Here is a 25541-nt window from a genome sequence, read left to right as displayed (position 1 = left end):
GCGCGATAGTCGCCGATGCAGCGAAACCTTGGCGCAGCCCGGCGCTTTCCAGAAAGGACAAAAGAATGAATCAGATGAATCCCGCTTTCGTGATGCCCGACGTGCAAAGCACCCCCGACACGCGCCAGATTCCGATCCAGCGGGTCGGCGTGAGGGGCGTGCGTCATCCGTTGACGATTCGCACGCAAGGTGGCGAAGTGCAGCCGTCGGTCGGCACGTGGAATCTCGACGTGCATCTGCCGGCCGAGCAGAAGGGCACCCACATGTCGCGCTTCGTCGCGTTGCTCGAAGAGAACAAGGAGCCGCTCGAACCGGCCACGTTCCGCACGATGCTCGCGGCTATGCTCGAAAAACTCGAGGCGGAGGCGGGCCGCATCGAAGTGTCGTTCCCGTACTTCGTGAACAAGACCGCGCCGGTGTCGGGCGTGCAGAGCTTGCTCGATTATGAAGTCACGCTGACCGGTGAGACCCGCCATGGCGCGACGCGGGTGTTCCTGAAGGTGCTGGTGCCGGTCACGAGCCTGTGCCCGTGCTCGAAGAAGATCTCGCAGTACGGCGCGCACAATCAGCGTTCGCACGTGACGATCGATGCCGAGCTGAACGGCGACGTCGCTGTCGAAGAGTTGATCCGTATCGCCGAGGAAGAAGCGTCGTGTGAACTGTGGGGCCTGCTCAAGCGTCCGGACGAGAAGTTCGTCACCGAGCGCGCGTATGAAAATCCGAAGTTCGTCGAAGACCTCGTGCGCGACGTTGCCCAGCGTCTGAATGCCGACGAGCGCATCGTCGCGTATGTGCTCGAAGCGGAGAACTTCGAGTCGATTCACAATCACAGCGCGTATGCGGTGATCGAGCGGGACAAGCGCCTCGCCTGATACGTTCCTGATCGCTCCACGCCGTTTCGTTGCGAAGGCATTGAAGCAAAAAAGCCGCTTGTAAAGCGGCTTTTTGTCCTCTTGGGGCGGCGGTTCAGTGCGCGAGCGACGTCAGATCCCAACGCGGCTTCACGGTGAACGCGTAGTCGTGGCCGGCCTGTTCGGGCCAGCGTTGCAAACGCAGCGCGCCGGCCAGCGCGATCATCGCCCCGTTGTCCGTGCACAGCGACAGGTCCGGGTAGTGGACGTAGAAATTGCGCTTCTGCGCGGCGGCCGACAGCGCTTCGCGCAATTGCCGGTTCGCGCCGACGCCGCCCGCCACCACCAGCCGGTTCAGCTTCGTGCGCTTGAGCGCCGCTAGAGATTTCGCGGCCAGCACGTCGACGGCGGCATCGACGAAACCGCGCGCGAGGTCGGCCTTGGCCTGCTCGCAGATGTTCGCGCCGCCCAGCCGGTTCGCGTGCGTGAGCACGGCGGTCTTCAGGCCGCTGAAGCTGAAATCGAGGTCGCCGGAATGCAGCATCGGGCGCGGCAGCACGACTGCGCCGGGTGTACCGAACTCGGCCATGCGCGAGACTTCGGGGCCGCCCGGATAGCCGAGGCCCAGCAGCTTGGCGGTTTTGTCGAAGGCTTCGCCGGCGGCGTCGTCGAGCGTCTCGCCGAGCGTCTCGTAGAAGCCGACGTCCGTCACGCGCATCAACTGCGTGTGGCCGCCCGAGACCAGCAGCGCGACGAACGGGAACGGCGGCGGCTCGTCGACGAGCAGCGGCGACAGCAGATGCCCTTCGAGATGGTGAATGCCCACGGTCGGCTTGTTCCACGCCATCGCCAGCGAATTCGCGACGCTCGCGCCGACCAGCAGTGCGCCCGCGAGCCCGGGCCCTTGCGTGTAAGCGATCGCGTCGATGTCGCCGCGCGCGACGCCGGCGCGCTCCATCACCTCTTCGAGCAGCGGCAGCGCGCGGCGGATGTGGTCGCGCGATGCAAGCTCCGGCACGACGCCGCCATACTCCCGATGCATCGCAATCTGCGAATGCAGCGCGTGCGCGAGCAGGCCGCGCTCCGTGTCGTAGAGCGCGAGACCGGTTTCGTCGCAGGAGCTTTCGATGCCGAGAACGAGCATGATGAATCGCTTGAGACGGACGCGCGCGACGCGCGTCCGGAAGTGAAAGGTAAGCTTAAAAGTATACCAGCGCGGACAGGCGGCCGCAGGCGGCCGGCAGAGCACGGGCATGGACGCGAGGGCCCGGCAGGTACAATGCGGCCCCATGGAATCCTTCGATATCGCGGTGATCGGCGCGGGCGCGGCCGGCATGATGTGCGCGGCCGTGGCCGGTCAACTCGGCCGGCGTGTGGCACTGATCGACCACTCGCAGCGTCTCGCGGAAAAAATCCGCATTTCCGGCGGTGGCCGGTGCAACTTCACGAATCTGTATGCGGGGCCGGCCAATTATCTGTCGGCGAATCCGCATTTTTGCCGCTCGGCGCTCGCGCGCTATACGCCGCGCGATTTCATGGCGCTGCTGAAGCAGCATCGCGTGACATGGCACGAGAAGCACAAGGGCCAGCTGTTCTGCGATCAGTCGAGCGACGCGGTCATCGACGTGCTGAAGAACGAGTGCGACGCCGGTGGGGTTGCATGGCGCACGCCGCTGTCGGTCGAAGAGGTGCGCCAGGACGCCGAAGGACAGTTCCTGCTCGGCACGACGGCGGGCACGATCGCCGCCCGTGCGCTCGTGATCGCGACGGGCGGTCTGTCGATCCCGAAGATCGGCGCAACCGATTTCGCGTACCGGATCGCCAGGCAGTTCGGCCACAAGTTGATCGACACGCGTCCCGCGCTGGTTCCGCTGACCTTCGCTCCGGCCGACTGGGAGCCGTTCGCGGCGCTATCGGGCGTGTCGCTTGAAGTACAGCTGTCGACTGGCAATACGAAGACCGGCGCCGAATTCACCGAAGATCTGCTGCTCACGCACCGCGGCCTGTCGGGCCCAGGCGTGCTGCAGATCTCGAGCTACTGGCAGCCCGGCGAGCCGATTCACATCAATCTGCTGCCGGAGCGCGACGCCGCGACTGCGCTCATCGACGCGAAAAACGGCACGAAGCGGCAGATCGCCAATCTGCTATCGGAATGGGTGCCGCAGCGGCTCGCGCATGTGTGGCTCGACACTCACCGGATGGTTGCCGAGGCCCGCGTCGCCGATCTGCCGGACAAGGCGCTGCGCGGCATCGGTGAGGCGCTGTCGCGCTGGACCCTCACGCCGAACGGCACCGAGGGTTATCGCAAGGCCGAAGTGACGCGCGGCGGGGTCGATACGCGCGGTTTGTCATCGACCACGATGATGAGCGCGCGGGTGCCGGGCCTCTACTTCATCGGCGAGGCGGTCGACGTGACCGGTTGGCTCGGCGGCTACAACTTCCAGTGGGCGTGGGCGTCGGGTGTCGCGGCGGGCGAGGCGGCGGCCGAATATGCCCGGGGGCTTGACGGCGCAATGGCTTTGTGAGAAAGCTCTGCTATACTCCTGAACCTTTACAAAGTTCCGTTATTGAAAAATGACGACCATCCGCGTAAAAGACAATGAGCCGTTCGAAGTCGCCATGCGCCGTTTCAAGCGCACCATGGAGAAAAACGGCTTACTGACGGAACTTCGCGCTCGCGAGTTTTACGAGAAACCCACAGCCGAACGCAAGCGCAAGAAAGCGGCGGCAGTGAAGCGTCATTTCAAGCGTCTGCGTGGCCAGATGCTGCCAAGGAAGCTCTACTGATTCTGGCGTTGCCCCGCTGTACACGGCGCGGCAGCATCCAAGCCGATGGCGGCACGACAGGTGTCATCATGGCAAACCCGGCCCATCGGGCCATCCGGCAGGGTCGCATCCACTACGCAAAATTGCGCCAACCCGCTTGAGGAAGACGTCCCAAGCGGGTTTTTGTGCTGATGCGGCAGTATCGCCGCCGTCGACCGGCCGGTTTTTCAACTTTTCAACGCAATTCAGGTGAGTGATGAGTCTCAAGGACCGGATCAACGACGATATGAAAGCTGCCATGCGGGCGCGCGAGACCGAACGTCTCGGGACGATCCGCCTGCTGCTCGCCGCGATCAAGCAGCGTGAAGTCGATGAGCGGGTCACGCTCGACGATGCCGCCATAACCTCCGTCATCGACAAGATGATCAAGCAGCGCAAGGATTCGATCAGCCAGTTCGAGGCCGCAGGACGTACGGATCTTGCGGACAAGGAAAAGGCCGAGTTGGCCATTCTTTCCGCGTACATGCCTGAGCAGATGTCCGAAGCGGAAATCGTTGCCGAGGTGCAGGCGGCGGTCGCGCAAACCGGCGCTGCCGGCCCGCAGGACATGGGCAAGGTGATGGGCGTGCTGAAGCCGAAGCTGGCCGGCCGCGCCGACATGACCGCCGTCTCCGCACAGGTCAAGGCCGCGCTCGCTAAGTAACTCTGTCGATTTGTCCGGGTCGCGCGCCTCCAGAAGGCGAGGCGCGGGACCCGGGCGCGGTGTCGAGCCCGGGCTCCGGGCTTGGATTTTGAAGCTTTCCAGGCAGCGTCATTTACTGTGATCCCACCGTCATTCCTGCAGGACCTGCTCAACCGCGTCGATATCGTCGACGTGGTCGGCCGGTATGTGCAGCTGAAAAAGGGCGGCGCGAACTTCATGGGGCTGTGCCCGTTTCACAACGAGAAGAGCCCCTCGTTTACGGTTAGTCCGACTAAACAGTTTTATCACTGCTTCGGCTGCGGTGCGCATGGTACGGCCATCGGTTTCCTGATGGAACACGTGGGCGCGTCGTTTCCCGAAGCGGTCAACGAGCTCGCGCAATCGGTGGGTCTCACCGTACCGCACGAGGCTTCTCCCGGATATGGCGGCGGCGGTGGAGGCGGAGCTGGCGGCGGCTACGCGCCGGCGGCATCGAAGGCCGTGACAACCGCGCTGTCCGATCTCATGCAGACCGCCTGCGACTACTACCGTAAGCAACTGCGCGGTGCGCCGGGCGCGATCCAATATTTGAAGAAGCGCGGCCTGACCGGCGAAGTCGCCGCGCGCTTCGGTCTCGGCTATGCGCCGGACGGGTGGCAAAACCTCGAGGCGGCGTTCCCGAACTATCGCGACGACGCCCTGGTCGAAGCGGGTCTCGTGATCGTCAGCGAAAAGTCGGACGCGCAGGGTCAGAACCGCCGCTACGACCGCTTTCGCGAGCGGATCATGTTCCCGATCCGCAATGTCAAAGGACAGGTGATCGGCTTCGGCGGCCGCGTGCTCGACGGCGGCGAGCCAAAGTATTTGAATTCACCGGAAACGCCGCTATTTAACAAGGGCAGCGAGCTGTACGGGCTGTTCGAGGCGCGTCTTGCGATTCGAGAGCAACATTACGTGCTGGTCGTCGAAGGTTATATGGACGTGGTCGCGCTGGCCCAATTGGGCTTCCAGAACGCCGTCGCGACCCTCGGCACCGCTTGCACGCCGATTCATGTGCAGAAACTGATGCGCCAGACCGATACGGTCATCTTCAGTTTCGACGGCGACGCGGCCGGCCGGCGCGCCGCGCGTCGCGCGCTCGATGCGTGCCTGCCGCACGCCGCCGACAACCGGACGATCCGTTTCCTGTTCCTGCCCAGCGAGCATGATCCCGACAGCTACGTGCGCGAGTTCGGCACCGAGGCTTTCGCCGAGCAGGTCGAACGGGCGATGCCGTTGTCGCAGTTCATGCTCAACGAGGTGTTGACCGGCAAGGAGCTCGATCAGCCCGAAGGCAAGGCCCGCGCGCTGTTCGACGCGAAACCGCTGCTGCAGGCGTTGCCGGCCAATGCGCTGCGCGCGCAGATCATGCATATGTTCGCAGACCGGCTCGATGTGCCATTCAGCGAAGTCGCGGCGCTTTGCGAAGTCGACGCGCGGATCGCGGCCGCGTCGCGCAAGGCGCCGGCCCGCAAGGACCGGCGCAGCGTGACCGGCATCGAGGAAAAGACGCTGCGCAATCTGGTGATGTATCCGCGCACGGTCGCGATGCTCGACGAAGCGGCCGAAGAGGCGCTGCTCACCGTGACCCGGCACGGCGAACTGTTCGCGGAAGTGACGACGCACGCGCGAGCCCTCGGCGATTCGGCAGCGTTCCAGTTGTTGTCCGATCTCTTGCGAAATGGCGCGAACGCCCCAACTTTCGAGGAAATCTTTCGCAAAATTCTAGACTATGATGAAAACGTCCGGGATTTGCTGCTGAAAGATCCGCAGGACGCGGCCGTCATCGAGGAACGGCGCGAGCAGGAACGAATTGTCGGCGAGGAGCTGAAAGCCGCGATTTTGAAGATGCGATACGACGCTTATTGCGATCGTCTCGAACAGCTTTCGCGACAGTCGCGGCATACGCCGGAAGAGTTTGCCGAGTTTTCGGAGCTCAACCGGAAGCGGGCCGACATGAAGCGTCAACTCGGGCTGTAGCGGCGAGGCCGAAACCTCGGATGGTATAATCAAAAGTTTCTAGCGGTTTGTTTTTTCAAGGGTTTTCCTAGCAAAGGCGAAAGGCGATGCGATGGCAAAGACGACAGGCGGAAATCATGCAACGGGCTCACGCGCTAAAGAGCGCACCGGAAAAGTTACCGAAGCCAAGCTGACTGCATCCGCCAGAAGAACGTCTGCTGTCAGCGTTGCACCGGCTGCCGGGAAGAAGTCGTCGACCACTGCGGCCGCGCAGGCCGCACCGGTTCGGGCGGCGAAAGCTGTAGCACCGCCAGCTGCCAAGCGGGCGGGTGTCAGAAGCGCAAGGGAAGCGGCTGCCGTTCAGGACGATGCGGTAGCGCGCGTGACTTCAGTATCCACGGTTCAACCGGCTGTTGTCCAACAGCCGGGGGTCGAGACTACAGCCGGTACGGCGAACTCCATGACGAAAAAGCTGAATGAAGTACCCGTCGATGACGATGCAACCCAGACCGAAGAAACCGCTGCCGCCGCACCGGGCAAGCCGGAGAAGGTCAAGGCTCGCGACCGTCGTGCAAAGGAAAAAGCGCTGCTGAAGGATGCGTTCGCGTCGTCGCAGCCTGGCACGGTGGAGGAACTCGAGGAGCGTCGCTCCAAGCTGCGCGCCCTGATCAAGCTCGGCAAGGAGCGCGGCTTCCTCACGTACGCTGAAATCAACGATCACTTGCCGGACAACTTCACCGAGACCGAGGCGATCGAAGGCATCATCAGCACGTTCAACGACATGGGCGTCGCGGTCTACGAACAGGCCCCGGACGCTGAAACGCTGCTGCTCAACGACAACGCGCCCGCGGCTTCGTCAGACGACGAAGTCGAAGAGGAAGCTGAAGTCGCGCTGTCCACCGTCGACTCCGAATTTGGCCGCACCACCGATCCCGTGCGTATGTACATGCGCGAAATGGGCACGGTCGAGCTGCTTACGCGTGAAGGCGAAATCGAAATCGCGAAGCGCATCGAAGACGGCCTGAAGCACATGGTGATGGCCATCTCCGCGTGCCCGACCACGATCGCCGACATTCTCGCGATGGCCGAGCGCGTCGCCAACGACGAAGCGCGCATCGACGAACTCGTCGACGGTCTGATCGACGCCGACGCGGCAGACGCCGACGGCTTCTCCGCGCAGGAGGCGGAAGCGATCGAGAATGAAGACGAGGAAGCCGAGGAAGAGGACGAAGAGGACGAGGAAGAAGACGATGGCGCGGCGCAAGCCACCGCCAACGCCGCGCAGCTCGAAGCGCTGCGGCGCGCGTCGCTCGAAAAATTCGCGTCGATCAGCGAATGGTTCGACAAGATGCGTCGCGCGTTCGAGAAGGAAGGCTACAAGTCCAAGTCGTATCTGAAGGCGCAGGAAACCATCCAGAACGAGCTGATGACAATCCGCTTCACCGCGCGTACCGTCGAGCGGTTGTGCGACACGCTGCGCGCGCAGGTGGATGAAGTGCGTCAGGTCGAGCGTCAGATCCTGCATACGGTCGTCGACAAGTGCGGCATGCCGCGTGCGGAATTCATCGCGCGTTTCCCAGGCAGCGAGACGGACCTCGAATGGGCCGACAAGATCGTCGCGGAAGGTCACGGGTATAGCGCGATCCTCACGCGCAACATTCCGGCGATCCGCGAACAGCAGCAACGTCTGCTCGATCTGCAGGCGCGCGTGGTGCTGCCGCTGAAGGACCTGAAGGAAACCAACCGTCAGATGGCGGCCGGCGAGCTTAAGGCGCGCCAGGCGAAGCGCGAAATGACCGAGGCCAACCTGCGTCTCGTGATCTCGATCGCGAAGAAGTACACGAACCGCGGTCTGCAGTTCCTCGACCTGATTCAGGAAGGCAACATCGGCCTGATGAAGGCGGTGGACAAGTTCGAATACCGTCGTGGCTACAAGTTCTCCACGTATGCGACGTGGTGGATCCGCCAGGCCATTACGCGTTCGATCGCCGACCAGGCGCGCACGATCCGGATTCCGGTTCACATGATCGAAACGATCAACAAGATGAACCGCATCTCGCGTCAGATCCTGCAGGAAACCGGTCTCGAGCCGGATCCGGCGACGCTGGCCGAGAAGATGGAAATGCCGGAAGACAAGATCCGCAAGATCATGAAGATCGCGAAGGAGCCGATCTCGATGGAAACGCCGATCGGTGACGACGACGATTCTCATCTGGGCGACTTCATCGAAGATACGAACACGGTCGCCCCGGCGGATGCGGCGTTGCACGCGAGTATGCGCGACGTCGTGAAGGACGTGCTCGATTCGCTGACGCCGCGCGAAGCGAAGGTGTTGCGCATGCGTTTCGGTATCGAGATGAGCACGGATCACACGCTCGAAGAAGTCGGTAAGCAGTTCGACGTGACGCGTGAGCGAATTCGTCAGATCGAGGCGAAGGCGCTGCGCAAGCTGCGTCATCCGAGCCGTTCGGACAAGCTGAAGTCATTCCTCGAAGGGAATTGACGGCGACGGCCGCGGTTGGCCGCAAATGATGCGATCAAAGGGGCCTCCCGGTCGTTTCGCCGAAGCGAAGCGGTTGCGGAGGCTCCTTTTTCGTGTAGTATGTCGGCCAATCGACGAAACGGGCCCGGCCTTCACGACCGGGTCTTTTTTCTTGGGCTGGACGCCGTGTTGGTTGCAGGCAGTGGACTCATAATCCACCTCCGAAAGGACATCGTGGGTTCGAATCCCACCCGGCCCACCAAAGTATCGAAAAAAGGGTTCCGAATTCCGGAACCCTTTTTTGTTTTTTGGGCGGCCTTCGGCTGCCTCAGCTGGGCGACCCAGTGCCAGCCTCAACCCCGGCGAGCGGCGTCCGTTGCCCCCATACACCGCCCGACACCGACCCGCTCGCGCCAGGGCTCCTCGCCCGCGGACGAGGAGGCGCTTAAGCGCGCTCCGCGCCAGCCATAAGCGGTGATCACGCGTAATCAGGGAAACTCCGTGTAAAAGCGGGCGCAACCCCGCCGTTAGTTGAATGCGGAAGGCTTGTTGATGCATGCCGTCCGCCTTCAGCGCGGGTCTTGTCACGCGGTGGCCGGCGTCGCAATTCACCTCCGGGCAACGTCCGTGCTGAAGGCTTTTTCGAATCGCGCGCGCATCTTATAGAGACGTGACAGAGGGTGCTCACTAAAGCGAGAAATCGGAAGACCGCCGCAATGGCGGTGTCTCAATAGTGAATACTGATTCGACGCGGTGGGCTCGGACCGTTGCGCCGCCTGGGGGCGGCAGCGATTGCTTGCCTCGGTCAATAAAGATTAGGTGAATGAGCCGTCTTGGTGATTCGACGAGTTAATCGCCCCGCCGAAAACCATTAATTGGCGGGTACGCGAGCAAGACTGCATTTAACTCTATTAAGTTCCGGCGCTCCAAAAATAAATCTCAAACGACGCGGAAAACCGTCACTTCAACCATTCGATTACAAAAATATCGGCCGGTCTTTTCGTCAATTTGCTCCGACCCGATTACGTCACGCGTATTAAAGCACTGTTGCAAACGCGCAACTTAGAATATTGACGCGTTGCAAATTCGTTTTGGGTGGAGCTGGCGATCCGGCACCTGGATCTTGCAATAAACGGTGGAAAAACAAGAAGTTATCCCCATCGGCTACAACATTGTTGCGAATTTCGAAAAATCCTGTTGCGTGAATTGCCTGCGTCGGTACCAGGGTGTCCCCCTACACTCACGCTTCGCTTCAAGGGTGCCCGGTCGATCCCCACGGTTCGGCCAAGCGGGCGGCGGCAAATGCGATGCATCGGCTGCTGAAGCAGGTCCTGCTCCCCGTATAAATTTTTCGAATTGGAGTTCCCATGAAAAAGAGTCTCATCGTCGTTGCGGCTGCCGCATCGTTCGCTTCGGTCGCTCACGCACAAAGCAGCGTGACCCTGTACGGTCTGCTCGACGCAGGTCTGACGTACACCAGCAACGTTGCCCACAACTCCAAGTGGGCAGCAGGTAGCGGCGGCATCAACCAGAGCATGTTCGGCCTGCGTGGTTCGGAAGATCTGGGCGGCGGTCTGAAGGCAATCTTCACGTTGGAAAGCGGCTTCAACATCAACAACGGCAAGTACGCTAACAACAACGGCATGTTCAACCGTCAGGCCTTCGTCGGTCTGTCGAGCTCGCAATTCGGTACGGTCACGCTGGGTCGCCAGTACGACGCAGCGCAGGACTACCTCGCACCGCTGACCGCAACGGGCAGCTGGGGCGGCACGTACTTCGCGCACCCGTTCAACAACGACAACCTGAACACCAACGGTGGTCTGTCGGTCAACAACTCGGTCAAGTACTCGAGCGCTAACTACGCTGGCTTCACGTTCGGCGGCACGTACGGCTTCTCGAACCAGGCTGGTGGCTTCGCAAACAACCGTCAGTACAGCTTGGGCGCCGCATACCAGTGGCAAGGCCTGCACCTCGGTGCTGCCTACGCTCAGCAAAACAACCCGGCTGCTAACGCAAGCGGCGCATCGGACGGCGTTCTGGCGAACACCGCGGGCGTGCTGCAAGGCGACTTCCGTCAGCGTCAGTTCGGCGCAGGCGCTTCGTACGGCTTCGGCCCGGCGCTGGTTGGCGTGGCATGGACGCAATCGCGCGTCGACAACCTGGTTGGTGCAGCTCCTGGTCAGCGTCAAGGCCACACCAACAACTACGAAATCAACGGCAAGTACAACGTGACCCCGGCTATGGCTCTCGGCGTCGCGTACACGTTCACCGACGCGCGCGGCTACGGCATCAACGCCGACGGTAACGACATGAAGACCCGTTACCACCAGATCGGCCTGCAGGCTGACTACTCGCTGTCGCGTCGCACCGACGTCTACGCTCAGGCTGTGTACCAGCACGCAATGGGTGACGGCGGCGTGGCTTCGATCTACAGCGGCGACAACACGGTTCCGACCTCGTCGTCGAAGAACCAGACGGCTGCTACGGTCGGTCTGCGTCACCGCTTCTAAGCTTCAGCAGAAGCTGCCTGTAGTACAGAAAGGTGCCGTTCGCGGCACCTTTTTTTATGCGCGCGGCAGACCGGTGAGCCGGTTTCCGTATGCGAGGCGAAAAAAACGGGCGTCCCTGGGGACGCCCGTTCTGCTATGACGACGTGAAACGATTCAGAAAATTGTCCGCAAACCGAGCGCAACGCCGGTCTGGTTGTCGCGGCCCGGCAGTTCGACCGTCGCCGCGCCCGACACCTTGTCGAAATCGACGGTGCCGTACACCTCGGTGCGCTTCGACAGCGCGTACTCGGCCAGTGCGACGAACGTGTAGCGATAGCCACTGCCGAGCTGACCAGCGCCGATCGCCGCGTTCGACATGTCCGACAGCGGACCCGCCATGTACGACAGCGTGAGGCCGTACATGTTGCCCGCGCCGAGATGGCCTGGCACCTGGCCCGAGAAGCCGCCGCTGCCGGTCGATTCCGAGTTCGTGCCGAATGAGTACATCGCGGCCACCGTCAGGCCTTTGAACGTGCCCGTGTACCTGATCGCGTTATCGGCGTAAAGCCCCGCGCCGAGCGCGCCAGGCAGCGACGAGTTCTCGTTGTAGTTGCCGACCGTGAGCGGGTCGTAGGTGTCGCCGAGCAGGTCGAACAGCGGCGTCTTCTGGCGACCGAGCGTCAGCGTGCCGTACGGGCTGCTGACGCCGACGTACGCGTTGCGGTTGAAAATGCGCTGGCTATCCGAGGCCGAGCCGTCCTGCAGGTTGATGCCGCTTTCCAGATCGAAGATCGCCTTGAGACCGCCACCGAGGTCTTCCGAGCCGCGCAGACCCCAGCGGCTGTTGGTGATCGCGCTTTGTGCCGAAGCTCGTTCGGACGTCACGGCAACGGCGCCGCCGCCGGGCGCGCCGATGATAGATCACCGTCCGTGCCGCGCCGTCGCCGCTCTCGCGCGATGACCTATTGCCATGTTTGACAATTATGATGACGGCCCGCGCCGTGGTCGTCCGCCGATCGAAATTCGCCACGTGCTCAATAGCGTGATGTGGGTGCTGCACGCGCGCGCGCCGTGGAGCGCAATGCCCGAGCACTACGTCCCGTACCAGACCGCGCATCGCTACTATCTGCGCTGGAAAAAAACGGGCGTGTTGAGCGCGATCATGCTCGCGCTGTTCAAGACCGACGACGCTCTCGAAACGCGCGCGACGCGCAAGGGCGGCGTGCGCGCCGGGTAGCGAGCGCCAGTCGCGCCGCTAGATCTGTTCCCGCCCGTACGCGGCCAGCCGCTCGAGATCGAGCACCTCGATCCGGTTATACGACAGTCGCAAAATCCGCAGCTTCTCGAGGTTCTGCAGCGCCTGATTGATGCGCTGCCGCGACACTCCCGCGAGCAGACCGACTTCTTCCTGTGAAATCGCCAGTGTGCGACCCGTGTCCGGATACAGATCCGGATTGAACAGCTGCGCGAGCGATTGCACGACGCGTGCGTCCACGTCGAGCAGCCGGGTGTTCTGGATCGACGCGATGAATTCCCCCATCCGGTTGTTCAATTGCCGGATCACGAAGCCCGTGAACGGCAGACTCGATTCGAGCAACGCATGGAAGGTCGCGGACGGCACGAACATCACGAGCGACGGCTGGATCGCGGCCACGTCGTATTTGCGCAATTCGCGCTTGATCACGCTGCCTTCCGAACCAGCCGCCCGGCGGCACGCCCGACAGCGTGCAGCTGCGGCCCGACGCGTTCTAGATAGCGAGCTTGACGAGCCCCGAGTGCACGCCGATCCAATAGTCGGACGGTTGCTGGCGGCGGGCGATCCACGCACCGCCTTCAAAGTGCTCGGCGTGTGCGCTGGCGAGCACCATCGCCTGATGATCGGCGGCGAGCGCGCGAAACCACGCGCACGCGACGAACAGTCGCGCGAGGTCGGCGGGCGCGACACGTTGGGGCGGCCGGTTGTCGGCGCGGTCAGTTAGCGGAGCGTCGGTCATCGGCGATAAGCGGTTTGGGAGCGGTGCCGGCTGAGCCAGGTCAAGGCGGGGCGTCAGTCGCGCCACTCTGTCATTTGAATGACAGACAGTTCATGACGACAATTGCTAGGCTAGACCTTGGTTCATTCATAGAACACGGTCAACAATCGGCGGCGCGGCTCGCGCCTCAGGAGACGAATCAATGACACAGCACATGTTCGACGAAGGCCTCGGGCGGCGCGAGGCCAATTATGTCCCGTTGACGCCGATCGATTTCCTCGTGCGCGCCGCGCAAGTGTATGGCGAGCGGCTCGCGATCGTCCATGGGGAGATCCGCCGCAACTGGCGCGAGACCTATGAGCGTGCGCGGCGGCTCGCGAGCGCGCTGCACGAGGCCGGCATCTGCCGCGGCGAGACGGTCGCCGCGCTGCTGCCGAACATCCCGCCGATGGTCGAGGCGCACTTCGGCGTGCCGATGGCCGGCGCCGTGCTGAATACACTGAACACGCGGCTCGACGTCGCGACGCTGCTGTTCATGCTGCGCCACGGTGAGGCGAAGGCGCTGATCGTCGACACCGAATACGGCGAGCTCGCGCATCGCGCGGCGCTAGAATTCCCGGAGCTCCGCGTGATCAGCGTGGCCGACGCGCAGCCCGCCGACGCCGCGCAGTTCATTCGCGCGACAGACTACGAGCAGTTCCTGCAAACCGGCGACCCTTCCTTCGAGTGGACTCCGCCCGCCGACGAATGGGACGCGATCGCGCTGAACTACACATCGGGCACGACCGGTGACCCGAAGGGCGTCGTCTACCATCACCGTGGCGCGTATCTGAACGCGCTGAGCAACATCCTCGAATGGGACATGCCGAAGCACGCGGTCTATCTGTGGACGCTGCCGCTGTTCCACTGCAACGGCTGGTGCTTTCCGTGGACGGTGGCCGCCCGCGCGGGCGTCAACGTCTGTCTGCGCAAGTTCGACGCGAAGATCGTGTTCGAGTTGATTCGCCGCGAACACATCACGCATTACTGCGGAGCGCCGATCGTACAGAGTTCGCTCGTGAATGCGCCGGCCGAATGGCGCGGGGGCATCACGCATCGCGTGTCGACGATGGTCGCGGGCGCCGCGCCGCCGCCCGCGGTGATCGCGAAGATGAAGCAGATCGGCTTCGATCTGACGCACGTGTACGGGCTCACCGAAACCTACGGGCCGGCGGCCGTCTGCGCGAAGCAGGACGAATGGGACGCGCTCGACGATCAAATCCGCGCCGACCTGACCGCGCGCCAGGGCGTGCGTTACCACCTGCAGGCGGCGGTCGCGGTGCTCGATGCGGACACGCTCGCGCCGGTGCCGGACGACGGCGAAACGATCGGCGAGATCATGTTTCGCGGCAACATCTGCATGAAGGGCTATCTGAAGAACGAGCGCGCGACCGAAGCTGCTTTCAAAGGCGGCTGGTTCCATACCGGCGATCTCGGCGTGCGCACGGCCGACGGCTATATCCGCATCCGCGACCGCAGCAAGGACATTATCATTTCGGGCGGAGAGAACATTTCGAGCATCGAGGTCGAGGACACGCTGTACCGGCATCCCGCGGTGTCGGTAGCGGCGGTGGTCGCGATGGCCGATCCGAAGTGGGGCGAGGTGCCGTGCGCGTTCATCGAGTTGAAGGAAGGCGCGCAGGTGACCGAGGAGGAAATCATCGCGCACTGCCGGCTGTTTCTGGCCGGCTACAAGTTGCCGAAGGCGGTGCGCTTTGGCGAGTTGCCCAAGACGTCGACGGGGAAGATCCAGAAGTTCGAGTTGCGCGCGCGGATCAAGGCGGAGGGGAAAGGGTAACGCGCCGCGATTACCGCTGATTCAGGGCGGCGCGAGTGGCGCGCATCGAGTCACGACGGTGCGCGCCGCTTCGGGTTGCCGTCAAATTCCCACCTTGTGCGCGTTAAAAATCAGCCGCAGGCCCAGCGCGGTCACCGCGCTCGCGGCGATGCGATCGATCCACCCCTTCCAGCGCAGATAGATTTCGCGCGGCCGTTGGCTCGAAAAGCACAGTGCGACGATCGTGTACCAGCCCGCCTCGATCGCGAAGATCGCCGGCGGCAGCGCGAAATAGCACCACACCGGCGGATGTTGCGGCAGCAGCGCAGCGAAGATACTGCCGTAATAGACAGCCGTTTTCGGATTGCTGAGCTGCGTGCTCAAGCCGATCCAGAACGACTTGCGCGGATTGCCGCCGCTGCCGGTTTGCGTTTCGCTGAACGCGAGCGGCTTCGCGGCGCCGCGCCAGATTTTCGACGCCAGATAGACCAGGTAGACGCCGCCGGCCACTTTCAGCCCGACGTAGAGCCATTCGACCGTCGCGAGCAGCGTATAGAGCCCGAGCAGCGCGATGCCGCTAAAAAACACACCGCCGATACCCATGCCGAGCGCTGTCGCGAGACCGTCGCCGCGCGACAGACCGATCGCATTGCGTGCGACGATGACGAAGCTGGGCCCCGGACTCATCGCGCCCAATAGCAGCGCGGCGAGGATCGTGAGGATGGCGGTCGAGGCGGGCATGGTCGTGTCTCCTGATGTCGGGCCGATGCCAGATGTTCTGGCGAATACAGAGTCTCGCATTGTCCGCCAATCGCGCGGCGGAAGCCACGATTACCGAAAACTCGGAAATCGTGCAATCAGTGCAATTAGAAAAAGTTCTTTGCTGCGGCCAAAATACATCGAATGTTAGAATGACTTTCCATACGCGGAAGCTCCCTCGTCACGACGAGGCGACGCACGACGCGAAACACGGGCGCAATTCGAGCCACGCCGTTTTTTCGAGTAGCCGACTCGCTTGATCCCAGCGCTTCAACTCAGGCGCTTTACTTCAGGCGCTTTAATTCAGGATCTGACAGGCATCACTTGCAAATGCGGGTTTTCACGCATTTGCATGGATCGCGTGAATTCGTCGAATTGCTTCCATTCAAATTGAATTACGCACGAGCCTCGCGTTGTTATGCGAGTTGCCCGTTTGTCTAATGCCAGCAAGAGCTGCGACACCAATACGTTATGAAACAACAACAACGACTGTTCGAACGCGACGAGAACCTGCGCGAGCGCATGATCGCGTGGATCCGCCGACGCATGGACGACCACGGCATCACATTCGAAGCGCTGGCCGAATCGCTCGAAGCCGATGCGAACGCAGTGGCCGCGGTGCTGTATCGCGACGCGTTCGGTAACACGTGGGACGGTCGCGGCGATAAACCGGCGTGGCTCGCGCGCGCGATTCACGCCGGACAAAGCATCGATCATTTCCGCTGCTGAGCGCGCGCAGGCGCACCGCGAAACGCCCGCGCGAAAAAAAGCCCGCGCAAGGCGGGCTCGATCTTTACTGCTCGGAGTCTCGCGACGAATCGCGCATCACAGGTCGAAAAACACGGTTTCCTGATCGCCCTGCATGTGGATGTCGAAGCGATACACGTTGGCCGTACCGGCAACGCGGCGCGCGATCAGCGTATTACGGCGCTCGGCCGGCACCGACGCCAGCACGGTGTCCTGCTCGTTCGCCTGCGCTTCGTCCTCGAAATAGATGCGCGTGAACGTGTGCAGCAGCATGCCGCGCATCGTCAGGATTACGTCGATGTGCGGCGCTTCGTCGGGATTCGCGCGGCCCGGCTTCACCGTCTCGACGATGAAGCGCTTGTGCGGATCCGTGCCCGTACCGACGCGCGCAAAGCCGTGAAAGCCGGTCTTCAAAATTTCTTCGCGCGATTCCGGATAGTGGCCGTTCGAGTCGACTTGCGACATCTCGATCATCGCGTCGCCGATCACCTTGCCGTCGCCGTCGAACACCTGACCGACGATCGTGATGTGCTCGCCGGCCGCTTCCATGTCGGCCAGAACGTTCGTGAACAGGCTCTTGAAGTCGAAATCGTATTGCTGCGGGCAAAGACCGTAGGCGAAGTACGGACCAACGGTTTGCGAAGGCGTTTGCTTGAGAGTCGTCATGGCTTAGCGCTCCATCGGGGTTTCGTTCGGGCCGCGCAGCACGATGTCGAAATCGTAGCCGAGCGCGTAGGCCTCTTGCGTGGTGTCGAGCGAGAACTTCGAGACCATGCGCTCACGGGCGTGCCCGGGCGTGCCCTGGTAGATCGGGTCGAATGCGAGCAGCGGATCGCCGGGAAAGTACATCTGCGTGACGAGACGCGAGCCGAAGTGGTCCGCCGAACAGCGAGAAATGGATGTGCTGCGGACGCCAGGCGTTCGGATGGTTGCCCCACGGATACGCGCCCGGCTTGATGGTCATGAAGCGGTAACGGCCTTCGTTGTCGGTGATGCAGCGGCCCGCGCCGAGGAAGTTCGGGTCGAGCGGCGCGTCGTGCTGGTCGGCCTTGTGCACATAGCGGCCGGCGGCGTTCGCTTGCCAGACTTCCACCAGCGTGTTGCGCACCGGGCGGCCGCCTTCGTCGAGCACACGGCCCGTCACGATGATGCGCTCGCCGAGCGGTTCGCCATTGCGCACCGCGTTGCGGGTCAGGTCGCTGTCGAGCGGGTCGAGGTCGTCGGTGCCGTAGACCGGTACGCGCTGGTCGCGCAGCCGTTCCTTCAGCGGAATCAGCGGACGCGACGGACCGCGTTTGACCGACGAACCGTACGGCGGATAGATGTACTCGGGATGGGACGCGAAATCTCGGGGCGAAAGAATTGAATCTTCCATGAGGTGTCTCCGTTGCAAGAATCGGGGGGATGCGACGTTATGACTCGCACTTTATACAAAGCGTGCGGTTATGAAAAATGACGTTTTTGCCCGTTTCGTATAACCTTCCGTTATGCAACGCAGTCTCGCGGATAGCCGCGTCAAATTCCGTCATCTCCAGTGCTTTCTGGCCGTCGCGCAGTTCGGCAGCGTCCAGCGGGCGGCGGACAGTTTGTCCATCACGCAGCCGGCGGTATCGAAGACGGTCGCCGAGCTGGAGACCATTCTCGGCGTGAAGCTGTTCGAGCGCGGCCGTCACGGCGCGGTGCCGACGCGCGAGGGGCAGCTTTTCATGCCGCACGCGAGCGCCTGCGTGAGCGCGCTGCGCCAGGGCGTCGATCTGCTTGCGCGGGCCGAGGGCGCGGCCGCCGCGACGCTCGAAGTCGGTGTGCTGCCCACTGTCGCCGCGGTGCTGGTACCGCCCGTGCTGAGACAGTTCGCGACGCAGTGGCCGCGCGTGATCGTGCGTCTCGCGACCGGCGCAAATCCGGAATTGCTCGAACGCCTGAAAGCGGGGTCGATCGAATTCGCGATCGGCCGCCTCGCGGACCCGGAGCGGATGGTCGGCCTGAGTTTCGAGCAACTGTTTACCGAGCCGCTGATCGCGGTCGTGCGCGCCGGGCATCCGCTGGCGCAAGGGAAGGCCTTGCCCGCCACGTCGCTGGAGGAATTTCCGATCGTGCTGCCGCCGTTCGGCACGCTGATCCGCCAATCGGCCGAGAGCCTGCTCGGCGCGTGGGGCGTGCCGCCGTTGTCGGCGTTCGTCGAGGTGTTGTCGGTATCCACGGGGCGCGCGCTGACGCTCGAAAACGGCGCGGTGTGGTTCGTGCCGCAAAGCGCGGTCGAATACGAACTCGCGCACGGCATGCTGGTGCGCTTGCCGCTGCCGTTTGCGGGCACCGGCGAGCCGGTGGGGCTGATTCGTCGCTCGGATACGCAGCCGTCGACGGTGGGACGCGCGTTTATCGAGGCGGTGCGCGAGGTCGCGCGGGGCAGACGGTTGCGAACGCCCCGCGACCCGGTGTAAAAACACGGTGCGAAAGCCGCCGCAGACCGTTGTTCCTGCGGCACGCCGCGTGCGCGCCACGAGCGAGCATGCACCACGCAGCCCCTCGCGAACGACCGGAACACTTCGCGCCGAACCCGGAAAGACCGGCCCCGCGTCGAAAGACCGGAACACTTCGCGCCGAACCCGGAAAGACCGGCCCCGCGTCGAAAGACCGTACAAGGAGATTGCCATGCCCAGCGACTTGCCCACTCCAGAGGCCGCGCAGCGCGCCGTATTGGCGCCGCAGCACAATCCGCTCGGCACGGCCGGCCTCGAGTTCGTCGAGTTCGCCGCGCGCGATCCGCAGGCGCTCGGCGAGACTTTCACGCGGCTCGGCTTCAAGGCGATCGCGCGTCATATCAGCAAGGATGTGACGCTGTATCGCCAGGGCGAGATGAATTTCCTGATCAACGCGGAGCCCGATTCGTTCGCAGCGCGCTACGCGGAAGAATACGGGGTCGGCATCTGCGCGATCGGGATTCGCGTCGCCGACGCACAGCGCGCGTTCGAACGCGCGGTGGAACTCGGCGCGTGGGCGTTCGAAGGCGAACGTCTCGGTGCCGGCGAACTGCTGATTCCGGCCATTCAAGGCATCGGCGATTCGCACATCTATTTCGTCGATCGTTGGCGCGGGCGAGGCGGTCAGCGCGGCGGCCTCGGCGATATCTCGATCTTCGACATCGACTTCCGGCCCATCGAGATCGACACGGCCGCAGCCGATCTGAATCACGCGGGCAGCGGCCTGATCGCGGTCGACCATCTGACGCAAACCGTTGGCGAAGGCCGCATGCAGGAGTGGATCGACTTCTATCGCGACCTGCTGAATTTCCGCGAGATCCACGAGCTGCACGCCAACTGGCATGTGTCGGCGGAATCGCGCGTGATGGTGTCGCCGTGCGGCGCGATCCGCGTGCCGCTGTACGAGGAAGGCACGGGCCGGACCAACCTGATGCACGAGTATTTGCCCGATCATCCGGGCGAAGGCGTGCAGCACATCGCGCTCGCCAGCGACGACATCTTCACGTGCGTCGAGCGTCTGCTCGCGAACGGCGTCGAATTCGTCGAGCCGCCGCCGCGCTACTACGAGCAGCTCGATGCACGTTTGCCGGGCCACGGGCTCGATGTCGAGCGACTGCGGCGCACGCATGTGCTCGTAGATGGCGAGATCGGCGCGGACGGCGTGCCGCTGCTGTTTTTCCAGACCTTCGTGCGCCGCCGCGCCGGCGAGATTTTCTTCGAGATCGTGCAACGCCAGGGACATCATGGCTTCGGCGAAGGCAATCTCGCCGCATTGGCCCAGGCGCGCACCGGCAGCTGAACACTGCGCGTAGTCGCATGCGTGATTGGATCGCTCACGCATGCGGCTTTCGTCGCGTCACGCCCCCTCGGGCCGCTCCACCAACTCCGGATAAATCGCGCCGTATGCGGCGGCCTCGCGCAGCAGCCACTCGCGGAAACTCGCGAGCGGCTTGCCGTGACTCAACTCGGTCGGATAGACAAGGTAGTACGCGGCCTCGGCGAGCGCGGGTGTGTCGAACGGAATCACGAGACCGAACTGCTGCAACTGCGTGTCGACGAAAAAGCGCGGCACCAGCGCGATGCCGAGTCCGGCCGCGGCAGCGTTGATCAGCATCGTGTGCAGTTCGTAGCGCACGCCCTGCATCGTGCGGTTGTCGTCGACGCCGAGATTCGAGAACCAGCTCGCCCAGCCGTCGGGTCGCGTCGTCGAATGCAGCAGCGGATAGTTGAGTAGTTCGGCGACGTTGCGGACCGGCCGCTTCAGCAGACTCGCTGCGCAGACCGGCACCACTTCCTCGCGGAAGAGAAAATCGGCCGACGTACCCGGCCACGTCGGCTTGCCGTAATGAATTGCCGCTTCGAAATGCGTCTCGGCGAACGGGAACGTCGCGGTACGCACGCCCATGTTCACGCGCACGTCCGGGTATTGTTCATTGAATGTGGCCACGCGCGGAATCAGCCATTGCGATGCGAACGTCGGCAATACCGCGAGTTCCAGATAGCCGCCGCCGCTGCCGTGCGCGATGATCGATAGCGTGTCGCGATCGAGGTGTTCGAGCGAGCGTCGCACCTGCGCGCTGTAGACCTTGCCCGCGCGCGTCAGCACCACGCGTTGCTTGACGCGCACGAACAGCCGCACGCCGAGATTGCTTTCGAGCGTATTGATCTGTCGCGACACCGCGCTTTCGGTGAGGAACAGTTCGCGCGCCGCATGCGTGAAGCTCTGGTGCCGCGCGGCGGCTTCGAACGCGAGCAGCGCGCCCATGTTGGGAATCTTGAACTTTCGCACGTTAATTCCAAAAACGCATCAAGTGGCGAGTTTATCTCGCTTTACGGGGGCGCAGCGCATTTTGAATAATCTCGCCCGTTATGAGGCGCGCGTGCAGCGCTCAACGTATAGCGTGGAGAAGCCGGATGCGAAACCGGAAGAATGCGAACGTCGAACAACTGCTGGTGAAGCTGCTGGGCGCGCAGAAAGCCGCGCGCCTGTTTGCGACGCTGAATCATCCGCGTGTGTTGAACGAGTGGGAAAGCGGCAGCGTCACGCGCGCCGAACTCGCACAGGCGATGAACGTGGCGCTGTTCGACGATCTGCTCGCGCGCTCGGAAAACGGCCGCCGCTATACGGAGGAAACCGTCGCCGCCGGCGGCAGCGTGTACTTCGATCATGGCGCGCTGCGCACCGTGCGCTGGCCGCACAGCGGCGCGCTGCCGCCCGGCGAGGCCGCGTTCGCGCGCATCCTGCGGCCGCTCGGCTTTCGGATCAACGGCCGTTACCCGCTCGATCGTCTCGGCATGACCGGCCGCGCGTGGGCGCATGAGGACGCCGCCGACGAGATCGCGCAGTTCTTCGTCAGCGAACTGCACCCGGAGCGTTTTTCCGCGACGTTCCAGCAGGCGGTGACGAACGTGATCGGTGCCTCGCGCGATCCGTTGACGCCGCGCGCCCATGGCCTCTTGTGGGAACTCGAACGCGATGGCGTGCTGCCGCTCGATGCGGCGCAGGAGTTGCTACCGGTGATCGTCGGTGCGTTCGCGCGTCAGCACGAGATGCCACGCGAAGCCGATTACGAAGTATTGTTGAAGGAATCGGTGGAGATGGCGTGGATCGCGACCGAAGGTAACGCGTTCAATCACGCGACCGATCGCGTCGCGGACGTCTTCAAGCTGTCGGACGAACAGAAGGCGAAGGTTCGGCCGATGAAGCCCGAAGTCGAACATTCGCGTTCCGGGCGCGTGTTCCAGACCGCGTATCGCGCGGATGTCGTGCAGCGTGAATTTCGCGCGGCCGACGGCAGCGTCGTCACGCGCGACGTGCCGGGCTCGTTCTACGAATTCATTACGCGCAAGCGCAGTTTCGATCAGGACGCGCGCCGCTGGGAAACGGACCTGCGTTTCGACGCGGGCAACGCACAGGGCATCTTCCGGATGACCGCGAGCCAGGCGGCCTGAGCGCATACGGCGGCGCGAGCGCCGGCATCGCAGACGAGGTGCGCAGTGGGGACGTCATTGTCATTGGATGAAGAGCAGCGGCTTGGCGCGCAGCGGGGCGCTTTGCATGAACCGCGTGTCGCCACGCCTTTCTCGGCCAGCGCGGAGCTATTGCAGGCGCTCGAAAGCGACCTGCGCCAGCACGTGCGCGGCGAGGTGCGATTCGATCAGGGTTCCAAAGCATTGTACGCGTCGGATGCGTCGAACTATCGGCAAGTCCCGCTCGGTGTCGTGGTGCCGGCCGATATCGACGATCTGCTCGCCACGCTCGCCGCATGCCGTCGCAACGACGTGCCGTTTCTCGCGCGCGGTGGCGGCACGTCGCAGAACGGCCAATGCGTGAACGTCGCGGTCGTGGCCGACGCGAGCAAGTATCTGAACCGCGTCGTCTCGATCGATCCGCTCGCGGGGGTCGCGGTCGTCGAGCCGGGCGTGGTGTGTGACTCCTTGCGCGATGCCGCCGAACAGCACGGCCTCACGTTCGCACCCGATCCCGCCACGCATAGCCGCTGCACGCTCGGCGGCATGATCGCGAACAACTCGTGCGGCGCGCATTCGGTGATGGCCGGTAAGACCGTCGAGAACATCGAAGCGCTCGAAATCGCGACCTTCGACGGCGCGCGTTTCTGGGTCGGCCCGACCTCCGCGGAAGAACTCGAACGCATCATCGCGGCGGGTGGCCGTCAAGGCGAAATCTACGCGGCGCTCAAGCAACTGCGCGACACGTACGCCGAACGGATTCGCGCGAAATTCCCGCAGATCAAGCGGCGCGTGTCAGGCTTCAATCTCGATCAACTGCTGCCGGAAAACGGCTTCAACGTCGCGCGTGCGCTCGTCGGCAGCGAAGGCACGTGCGCGGTCACGTTGCAGGCGAAAGTGAGGCTCGTGAAGAGTCCGGCCAGGCGCGTGATCGTCGTGGTCGGCTTCACCGACATCTATACGGCGGCGGACGCGGTGCCGCATTTCATGCGCTGCGGGCCGATCGCAGTCGAGGGACTCGACCGCGCGATCATTCGCGGCTTGCAGGCGCGCGGCCTGAAGAAGGACGAGATCGCACTGCTGCCCGAAGGCGATGCGTGGGTCGTGCTCGAATTCGGCGCGGATACGCAGGACGAGGTGCTGCAACAGGCACGCGACGCCGCCGCGTATTTCCAATCGGGCGCGGCCGGGCCGCAAATCTCGACGATGCTCGTCGAAGATCGCGCCTTGCAGGCGAAGGTGTGGTCGATTCGCGAGACGGGGGCGTCGGCGGTCGCGTTGTCAGTGGATCGTGACAAGCCCGATCCGGTGGTCGGCTGGGAAGACGCGGCGGTCGATCCGCTGCGGCTCGGCGATTATCTGCGCGCGTTTCAGGCGCTCGTCGATCGCCATGGCTACGAGACGAGCCTGTACGGCCATTTCGGCGACGGCTGCGTGCACGCGCGCATCACCTTCGATCTGCGCAGCGCGGAAGGTATCGCGAGGTGGCGCGGGTTCTTGCGCGAAGCGGCGGAACTGGTGGTCGAATTCGGCGGCTCGCTGTCGGGCGAACACGGCGATGGCCAGGCGAAGGCCGAGTTTCTGCCGATCATGTACGGCCCCGAGCTGATGCAGGCGATGGAGCAGTTCAAGGCGATCTGGGACCCGGCGAATCGTCTGAATCCGAGCAAAGTCGTGCATGCATACCGCGCCGACGAAAACCTGCGCATGGGCCCTGCGTACAAGCCGGTGACGCTGCATACGAGGCTCGCGTTCGCGAGCCAGGAAGGCGACGGCTTTCAGCGTGCGATCGAACGCTGCATCGGCATGGGCAAATGCCGCTCGCTCGAAGGCGGCACGATGTGTCCGAGCTATCGCGGCACGCGCGAGGAACAGTACTCGACGCGCGGGCGCGCGCATCTGTTCTGGGAAATGCTGCAAGGCGACGTGATCGCCGATGGCTGGAACAGCCGCGAAGTGAAAGAAGCGCTCGATACCTGCCTCGCATGCAAGGGCTGCAAGTCCGATTGCCCGACGCATACGGACATGGCGTCGTACAAGGCGGAGTTCCTTTCCCACTACTATGAGAACAATCGTCGGCCGCGTCAGGCGCTGTTCATGGGACGAATCGGCGAATGGGCACCGTGGGCCGCGCGTTTTCCGCGCGCGACGAACTTTCTGACGACGGCGCCCGGTTTGTCCGTGCTCGGCAAATGGATCGCGGGTGTGGCGCAGACGCGTGCGTTGCCGCGGTTCGCCGCTGCAACTTATAGACGGAGTGCGTCGTCGCAAGCATCCGCGATTCATGCGCTCGGCGGCGACGCAAAGAAGGTGATCCTGTGGGTCGATACATTCAACGAGCACTTCACGCCCGAGATCGCGCAGGCCGCCGCTGAGGTGCTCACGCAACTCGGCTGGCACGTCGTGTTGCCGAAGAAACGTTTGTGTTGCGGGCGTCCGCTGTACGACTTCGGCCTGCTCGAACGCGCGCGCGAGCTGCTCACGCATATCGTCGACGACCTCGCGGACGACATCGCCGCCGGCGTGCCGCTGGTCGGTCTGGAGCCTGGCTGTCTATCGGTGTTCAAGGACGAGTTGCTGAAGCAACTCCCCGATCATGCGTTGGCGAAGAAGCTGTCCGCGCAAACATATCTGTTTGCCGAATTCGTCGCGCGTCAGCCGTTCGAGTGGCCGACGCTCGCGGCCGATGTGATCGTGCATGGCCATTGTCATCAGAAGGCGCTATTCGGCATGCAGGGCGACACGGCGTTGCTGAACAAGCTCGGCGTCAGGTGGAAGCTGCTCGATACCGGCTGCTGCGGGATGGCGGGATCGTTCGGCTTCAACGCCGAGCATCACGCGTTGTCGGAAAAGATCGGCGAGGACATGTTTGAGGCCGTGCGCGACGCTATGGCGGCGAATGCGGAAACGATCGTGCTGACCAACGGCTTCAGTTGTCGCGAGCAGATCGAGCACGGCACAGGGCGACACGCACTGCATATCGCGCAACTCGCGCAACGGGCGCTGGCGGCGCGCTGAGTGCAGGGC

General features: G+C 63.4%; 19 protein-coding genes, 1 tRNA gene and 2 pseudogenes. 15 read left to right on the top strand and 7 right to left on the bottom strand.

The features are described from left to right. Positions 1-65 precede the first annotated feature (65 nt). Entirely contained in the window at positions 66-872 is an 807-nt protein-coding gene (gene folE2, locus OKW26_RS02935) for a GTP cyclohydrolase FolE2 (RefSeq protein WP_429352633.1), read from the top strand. 94 nt (positions 873-966) lie between these two features. Here the strand turns inward: folE2 and tsaD are convergent, their stop codons facing one another. Beyond that, positions 967-1995, bottom strand: a complete 1029-nt coding sequence (tsaD, locus tag OKW26_RS02930; RefSeq protein ID WP_184054832.1) for a tRNA (adenosine(37)-N6)-threonylcarbamoyltransferase complex transferase subunit TsaD — start codon at positions 1993-1995, stop codon at positions 967-969. Between the two features lie 145 nt (positions 1996-2140). On the opposite strand from tsaD, the gene OKW26_RS02925 reads away from it, so the two are divergent. The 7 genes from OKW26_RS02925 (at position 2141) to OKW26_RS02895 (ending at position 11289) form a co-directional block, all read left to right on the top strand. Continuing rightward, entirely contained in the window at positions 2141-3376 is a 1236-nt protein-coding gene (locus tag OKW26_RS02925; RefSeq protein WP_187612165.1) for an NAD(P)/FAD-dependent oxidoreductase, read from the top strand. A gap of 49 nt (positions 3377-3425) precedes the next feature. After that, positions 3426-3638 carry a 30S ribosomal protein S21 gene (gene rpsU, locus OKW26_RS02920; RefSeq protein ID WP_018424196.1) on the top strand — a complete coding sequence of 71 codons (213 nt, stop codon included), beginning with the start codon at positions 3426-3428 and terminating at the stop codon, positions 3636-3638. A 235-nt stretch (positions 3639-3873) separates the two neighbouring features. Further along, on the top strand, positions 3874-4320 hold the full coding sequence (locus tag OKW26_RS02915; RefSeq protein WP_184057455.1) for a GatB/YqeY domain-containing protein: 447 nt from the start codon (positions 3874-3876) through the stop codon (positions 4318-4320). Between the two features lie 117 nt (positions 4321-4437). Next, positions 4438-6318, top strand: a complete 1881-nt coding sequence (gene dnaG, locus OKW26_RS02910) for a DNA primase (protein ID WP_184057453.1) — start codon at positions 4438-4440, stop codon at positions 6316-6318. Between the two features lie 91 nt (positions 6319-6409). Continuing rightward, on the top strand, positions 6410-8800 hold the full coding sequence (gene rpoD / locus OKW26_RS02905; protein WP_184036235.1) for an RNA polymerase sigma factor RpoD: 2391 nt from the start codon (positions 6410-6412) through the stop codon (positions 8798-8800). 153 nt (positions 8801-8953) lie between these two features. Next, positions 8954-9041: transfer RNA gene (locus OKW26_RS02900), tRNA-Ile, on the top strand. A 1105-nt stretch (positions 9042-10146) separates the two neighbouring features. After that, positions 10147-11289: a porin gene (locus OKW26_RS02895; RefSeq protein WP_184057449.1), complete on the top strand. Its 1143-nt coding sequence runs from the start codon at positions 10147-10149 to the stop codon at positions 11287-11289. A 153-nt stretch (positions 11290-11442) separates the two neighbouring features. Here the strand turns inward: OKW26_RS02895 and OKW26_RS02890 are convergent, their stop codons facing one another. Then, positions 11443-12183: a porin gene (locus OKW26_RS02890; protein ID WP_429354165.1), complete on the bottom strand. Its 741-nt coding sequence runs from the start codon at positions 12181-12183 to the stop codon at positions 11443-11445. Positions 12184-12238: 55 nt separating this feature from the next. Here OKW26_RS02890 and OKW26_RS02885 point away from each other — a divergent pair, with 55 nt between their 5' ends. Continuing rightward, positions 12239-12505: a transposase gene (locus OKW26_RS02885; protein WP_429352632.1), complete on the top strand. Its 267-nt coding sequence runs from the start codon at positions 12239-12241 to the stop codon at positions 12503-12505. A gap of 18 nt (positions 12506-12523) precedes the next feature. Here the strand turns inward: OKW26_RS02885 and OKW26_RS02880 are convergent. Beyond that, positions 12524-13262, bottom strand: a pseudogene (locus tag OKW26_RS02880) (Crp/Fnr family transcriptional regulator). Between the two features lie 181 nt (positions 13263-13443). On the opposite strand from OKW26_RS02880, the gene OKW26_RS02875 reads away from it, so the two are divergent. Further along, positions 13444-15078 (top strand): acyl-CoA synthetase, encoded by a 1635-nt coding sequence (locus OKW26_RS02875; RefSeq protein ID WP_429352631.1) that lies wholly within the window; start codon positions 13444-13446, stop codon positions 15076-15078. Between the two features lie 81 nt (positions 15079-15159). Here the strand turns inward: OKW26_RS02875 and OKW26_RS02870 are convergent, their stop codons facing one another. Continuing rightward, positions 15160-15798 carry a LysE family translocator gene (locus tag OKW26_RS02870; protein ID WP_184072167.1) on the bottom strand — a complete coding sequence of 213 codons (639 nt, stop codon included), beginning with the start codon at positions 15796-15798 and terminating at the stop codon, positions 15160-15162. A gap of 489 nt (positions 15799-16287) precedes the next feature. Here OKW26_RS02870 and OKW26_RS02865 point away from each other — a divergent pair, with 489 nt between their 5' ends. Then, the gene (locus OKW26_RS02865) at positions 16288-16545 is read left to right on the top strand and encodes an H-NS family nucleoid-associated regulatory protein (RefSeq protein ID WP_184036253.1); all 258 of its coding nucleotides are present in this window, start codon (positions 16288-16290) and stop codon (positions 16543-16545) included. 96 nt (positions 16546-16641) lie between these two features. On the opposite strand, the gene pcaG is transcribed toward OKW26_RS02865, so the two are convergent. After that, the gene (gene pcaG, locus OKW26_RS02860) at positions 16642-17229 is read right to left on the bottom strand and encodes a protocatechuate 3,4-dioxygenase subunit alpha (protein ID WP_184036265.1); all 588 of its coding nucleotides are present in this window, start codon (positions 17227-17229) and stop codon (positions 16642-16644) included. Between the two features lie 3 nt (positions 17230-17232). Next, positions 17233-17938: pseudogene (gene pcaH, locus OKW26_RS02855) on the bottom strand (protocatechuate 3,4-dioxygenase subunit beta). A 112-nt stretch (positions 17939-18050) separates the two neighbouring features. Here pcaH and pcaQ point away from each other — a divergent pair. Together pcaQ and OKW26_RS02845 are read left to right on the top strand one after the other, a co-directional pair. Further along, on the top strand, positions 18051-19004 hold the full coding sequence (pcaQ, locus tag OKW26_RS02850; RefSeq protein ID WP_090808443.1) for a pca operon transcription factor PcaQ: 954 nt from the start codon (positions 18051-18053) through the stop codon (positions 19002-19004). A 211-nt stretch (positions 19005-19215) separates the two neighbouring features. After that, entirely contained in the window at positions 19216-20343 is a 1128-nt protein-coding gene (locus OKW26_RS02845; protein WP_429352630.1) for a 4-hydroxyphenylpyruvate dioxygenase family protein, read from the top strand. Positions 20344-20400: 57 nt separating this feature from the next. On the opposite strand, the gene OKW26_RS02840 is transcribed toward OKW26_RS02845, so the two are convergent. Then, entirely contained in the window at positions 20401-21333 is a 933-nt protein-coding gene (locus tag OKW26_RS02840; protein WP_429352629.1) for a LysR substrate-binding domain-containing protein, read from the bottom strand. 125 nt (positions 21334-21458) lie between these two features. On the opposite strand from OKW26_RS02840, the gene OKW26_RS02835 reads away from it, so the two are divergent. Both OKW26_RS02835 and OKW26_RS02830 read left to right on the top strand, forming a co-directional pair. Beyond that, positions 21459-22496, top strand: coding sequence for a DUF1338 domain-containing protein (locus tag OKW26_RS02835; protein ID WP_429352628.1), 1038 nt, complete (start codon positions 21459-21461; stop codon positions 22494-22496). A gap of 45 nt (positions 22497-22541) precedes the next feature. Beyond that, positions 22542-25532, top strand: coding sequence for an FAD-binding and (Fe-S)-binding domain-containing protein (locus tag OKW26_RS02830; RefSeq protein WP_429352627.1), 2991 nt, complete (start codon positions 22542-22544; stop codon positions 25530-25532). Positions 25533-25541: the final 9 nt, after the last annotated feature.

This window comes from Paraburkholderia sp. 32, from assembly GCF_050435345.1.
Classification (GTDB): domain Bacteria; phylum Pseudomonadota; class Gammaproteobacteria; order Burkholderiales; family Burkholderiaceae; genus Paraburkholderia; species Paraburkholderia tuberum.
Note: the sequence above shows the minus strand (reverse complement) of the source record. Positions and strands in the feature narration are given on the sequence as shown.

Bases quoted from the DNA above. Each gene is read 5' to 3' on its own strand.
- OKW26_RS02885 (WP_429352632.1), top strand. From the start codon at position 12,239: ATGTTTGACAATTATGATGACGGCCCGCGCCGTGGTCGTCCGCCGATC.
- pcaQ (WP_090808443.1), top strand. From the start codon at position 18,051: ATGCAACGCAGTCTCGCGGATAGCCGCGTCAAATTCCGTCATCTCCAG.
- OKW26_RS02835 (WP_429352628.1), top strand. From the start codon at position 21,459: ATGCGAAACCGGAAGAATGCGAACGTCGAACAACTGCTGGTGAAGCTG.
- OKW26_RS02925 (WP_187612165.1), top strand. From the start codon at position 2,141: ATGGAATCCTTCGATATCGCGGTGATCGGCGCGGGCGCGGCCGGCATG.
- OKW26_RS02845 (WP_429352630.1), top strand. From the start codon at position 19,216: ATGCCCAGCGACTTGCCCACTCCAGAGGCCGCGCAGCGCGCCGTATTG.
- OKW26_RS02870 (WP_184072167.1), bottom strand. From the start codon at position 15,798: ATGCCCGCCTCGACCGCCATCCTCACGATCCTCGCCGCGCTGCTATTG.
- pcaG (WP_184036265.1), bottom strand. From the start codon at position 17,229: ATGACGACTCTCAAGCAAACGCCTTCGCAAACCGTTGGTCCGTACTTC.
- OKW26_RS02915 (WP_184057455.1), top strand. From the start codon at position 3,874: ATGAGTCTCAAGGACCGGATCAACGACGATATGAAAGCTGCCATGCGG.
- OKW26_RS02865 (WP_184036253.1), top strand. From the start codon at position 16,288: ATGAAACAACAACAACGACTGTTCGAACGCGACGAGAACCTGCGCGAG.
- OKW26_RS02875 (WP_429352631.1), top strand. From the start codon at position 13,444: ATGACACAGCACATGTTCGACGAAGGCCTCGGGCGGCGCGAGGCCAAT.
- OKW26_RS02895 (WP_184057449.1), top strand. From the start codon at position 10,147: ATGAAAAAGAGTCTCATCGTCGTTGCGGCTGCCGCATCGTTCGCTTCG.
- rpsU (WP_018424196.1), top strand. From the start codon at position 3,426: ATGACGACCATCCGCGTAAAAGACAATGAGCCGTTCGAAGTCGCCATG.
- tsaD (WP_184054832.1), bottom strand. From the start codon at position 1,995: ATGCTCGTTCTCGGCATCGAAAGCTCCTGCGACGAAACCGGTCTCGCG.
- folE2 (WP_429352633.1), top strand. From the start codon at position 66: ATGAATCAGATGAATCCCGCTTTCGTGATGCCCGACGTGCAAAGCACC.
- rpoD (WP_184036235.1), top strand. From the start codon at position 6,410: ATGGCAAAGACGACAGGCGGAAATCATGCAACGGGCTCACGCGCTAAA.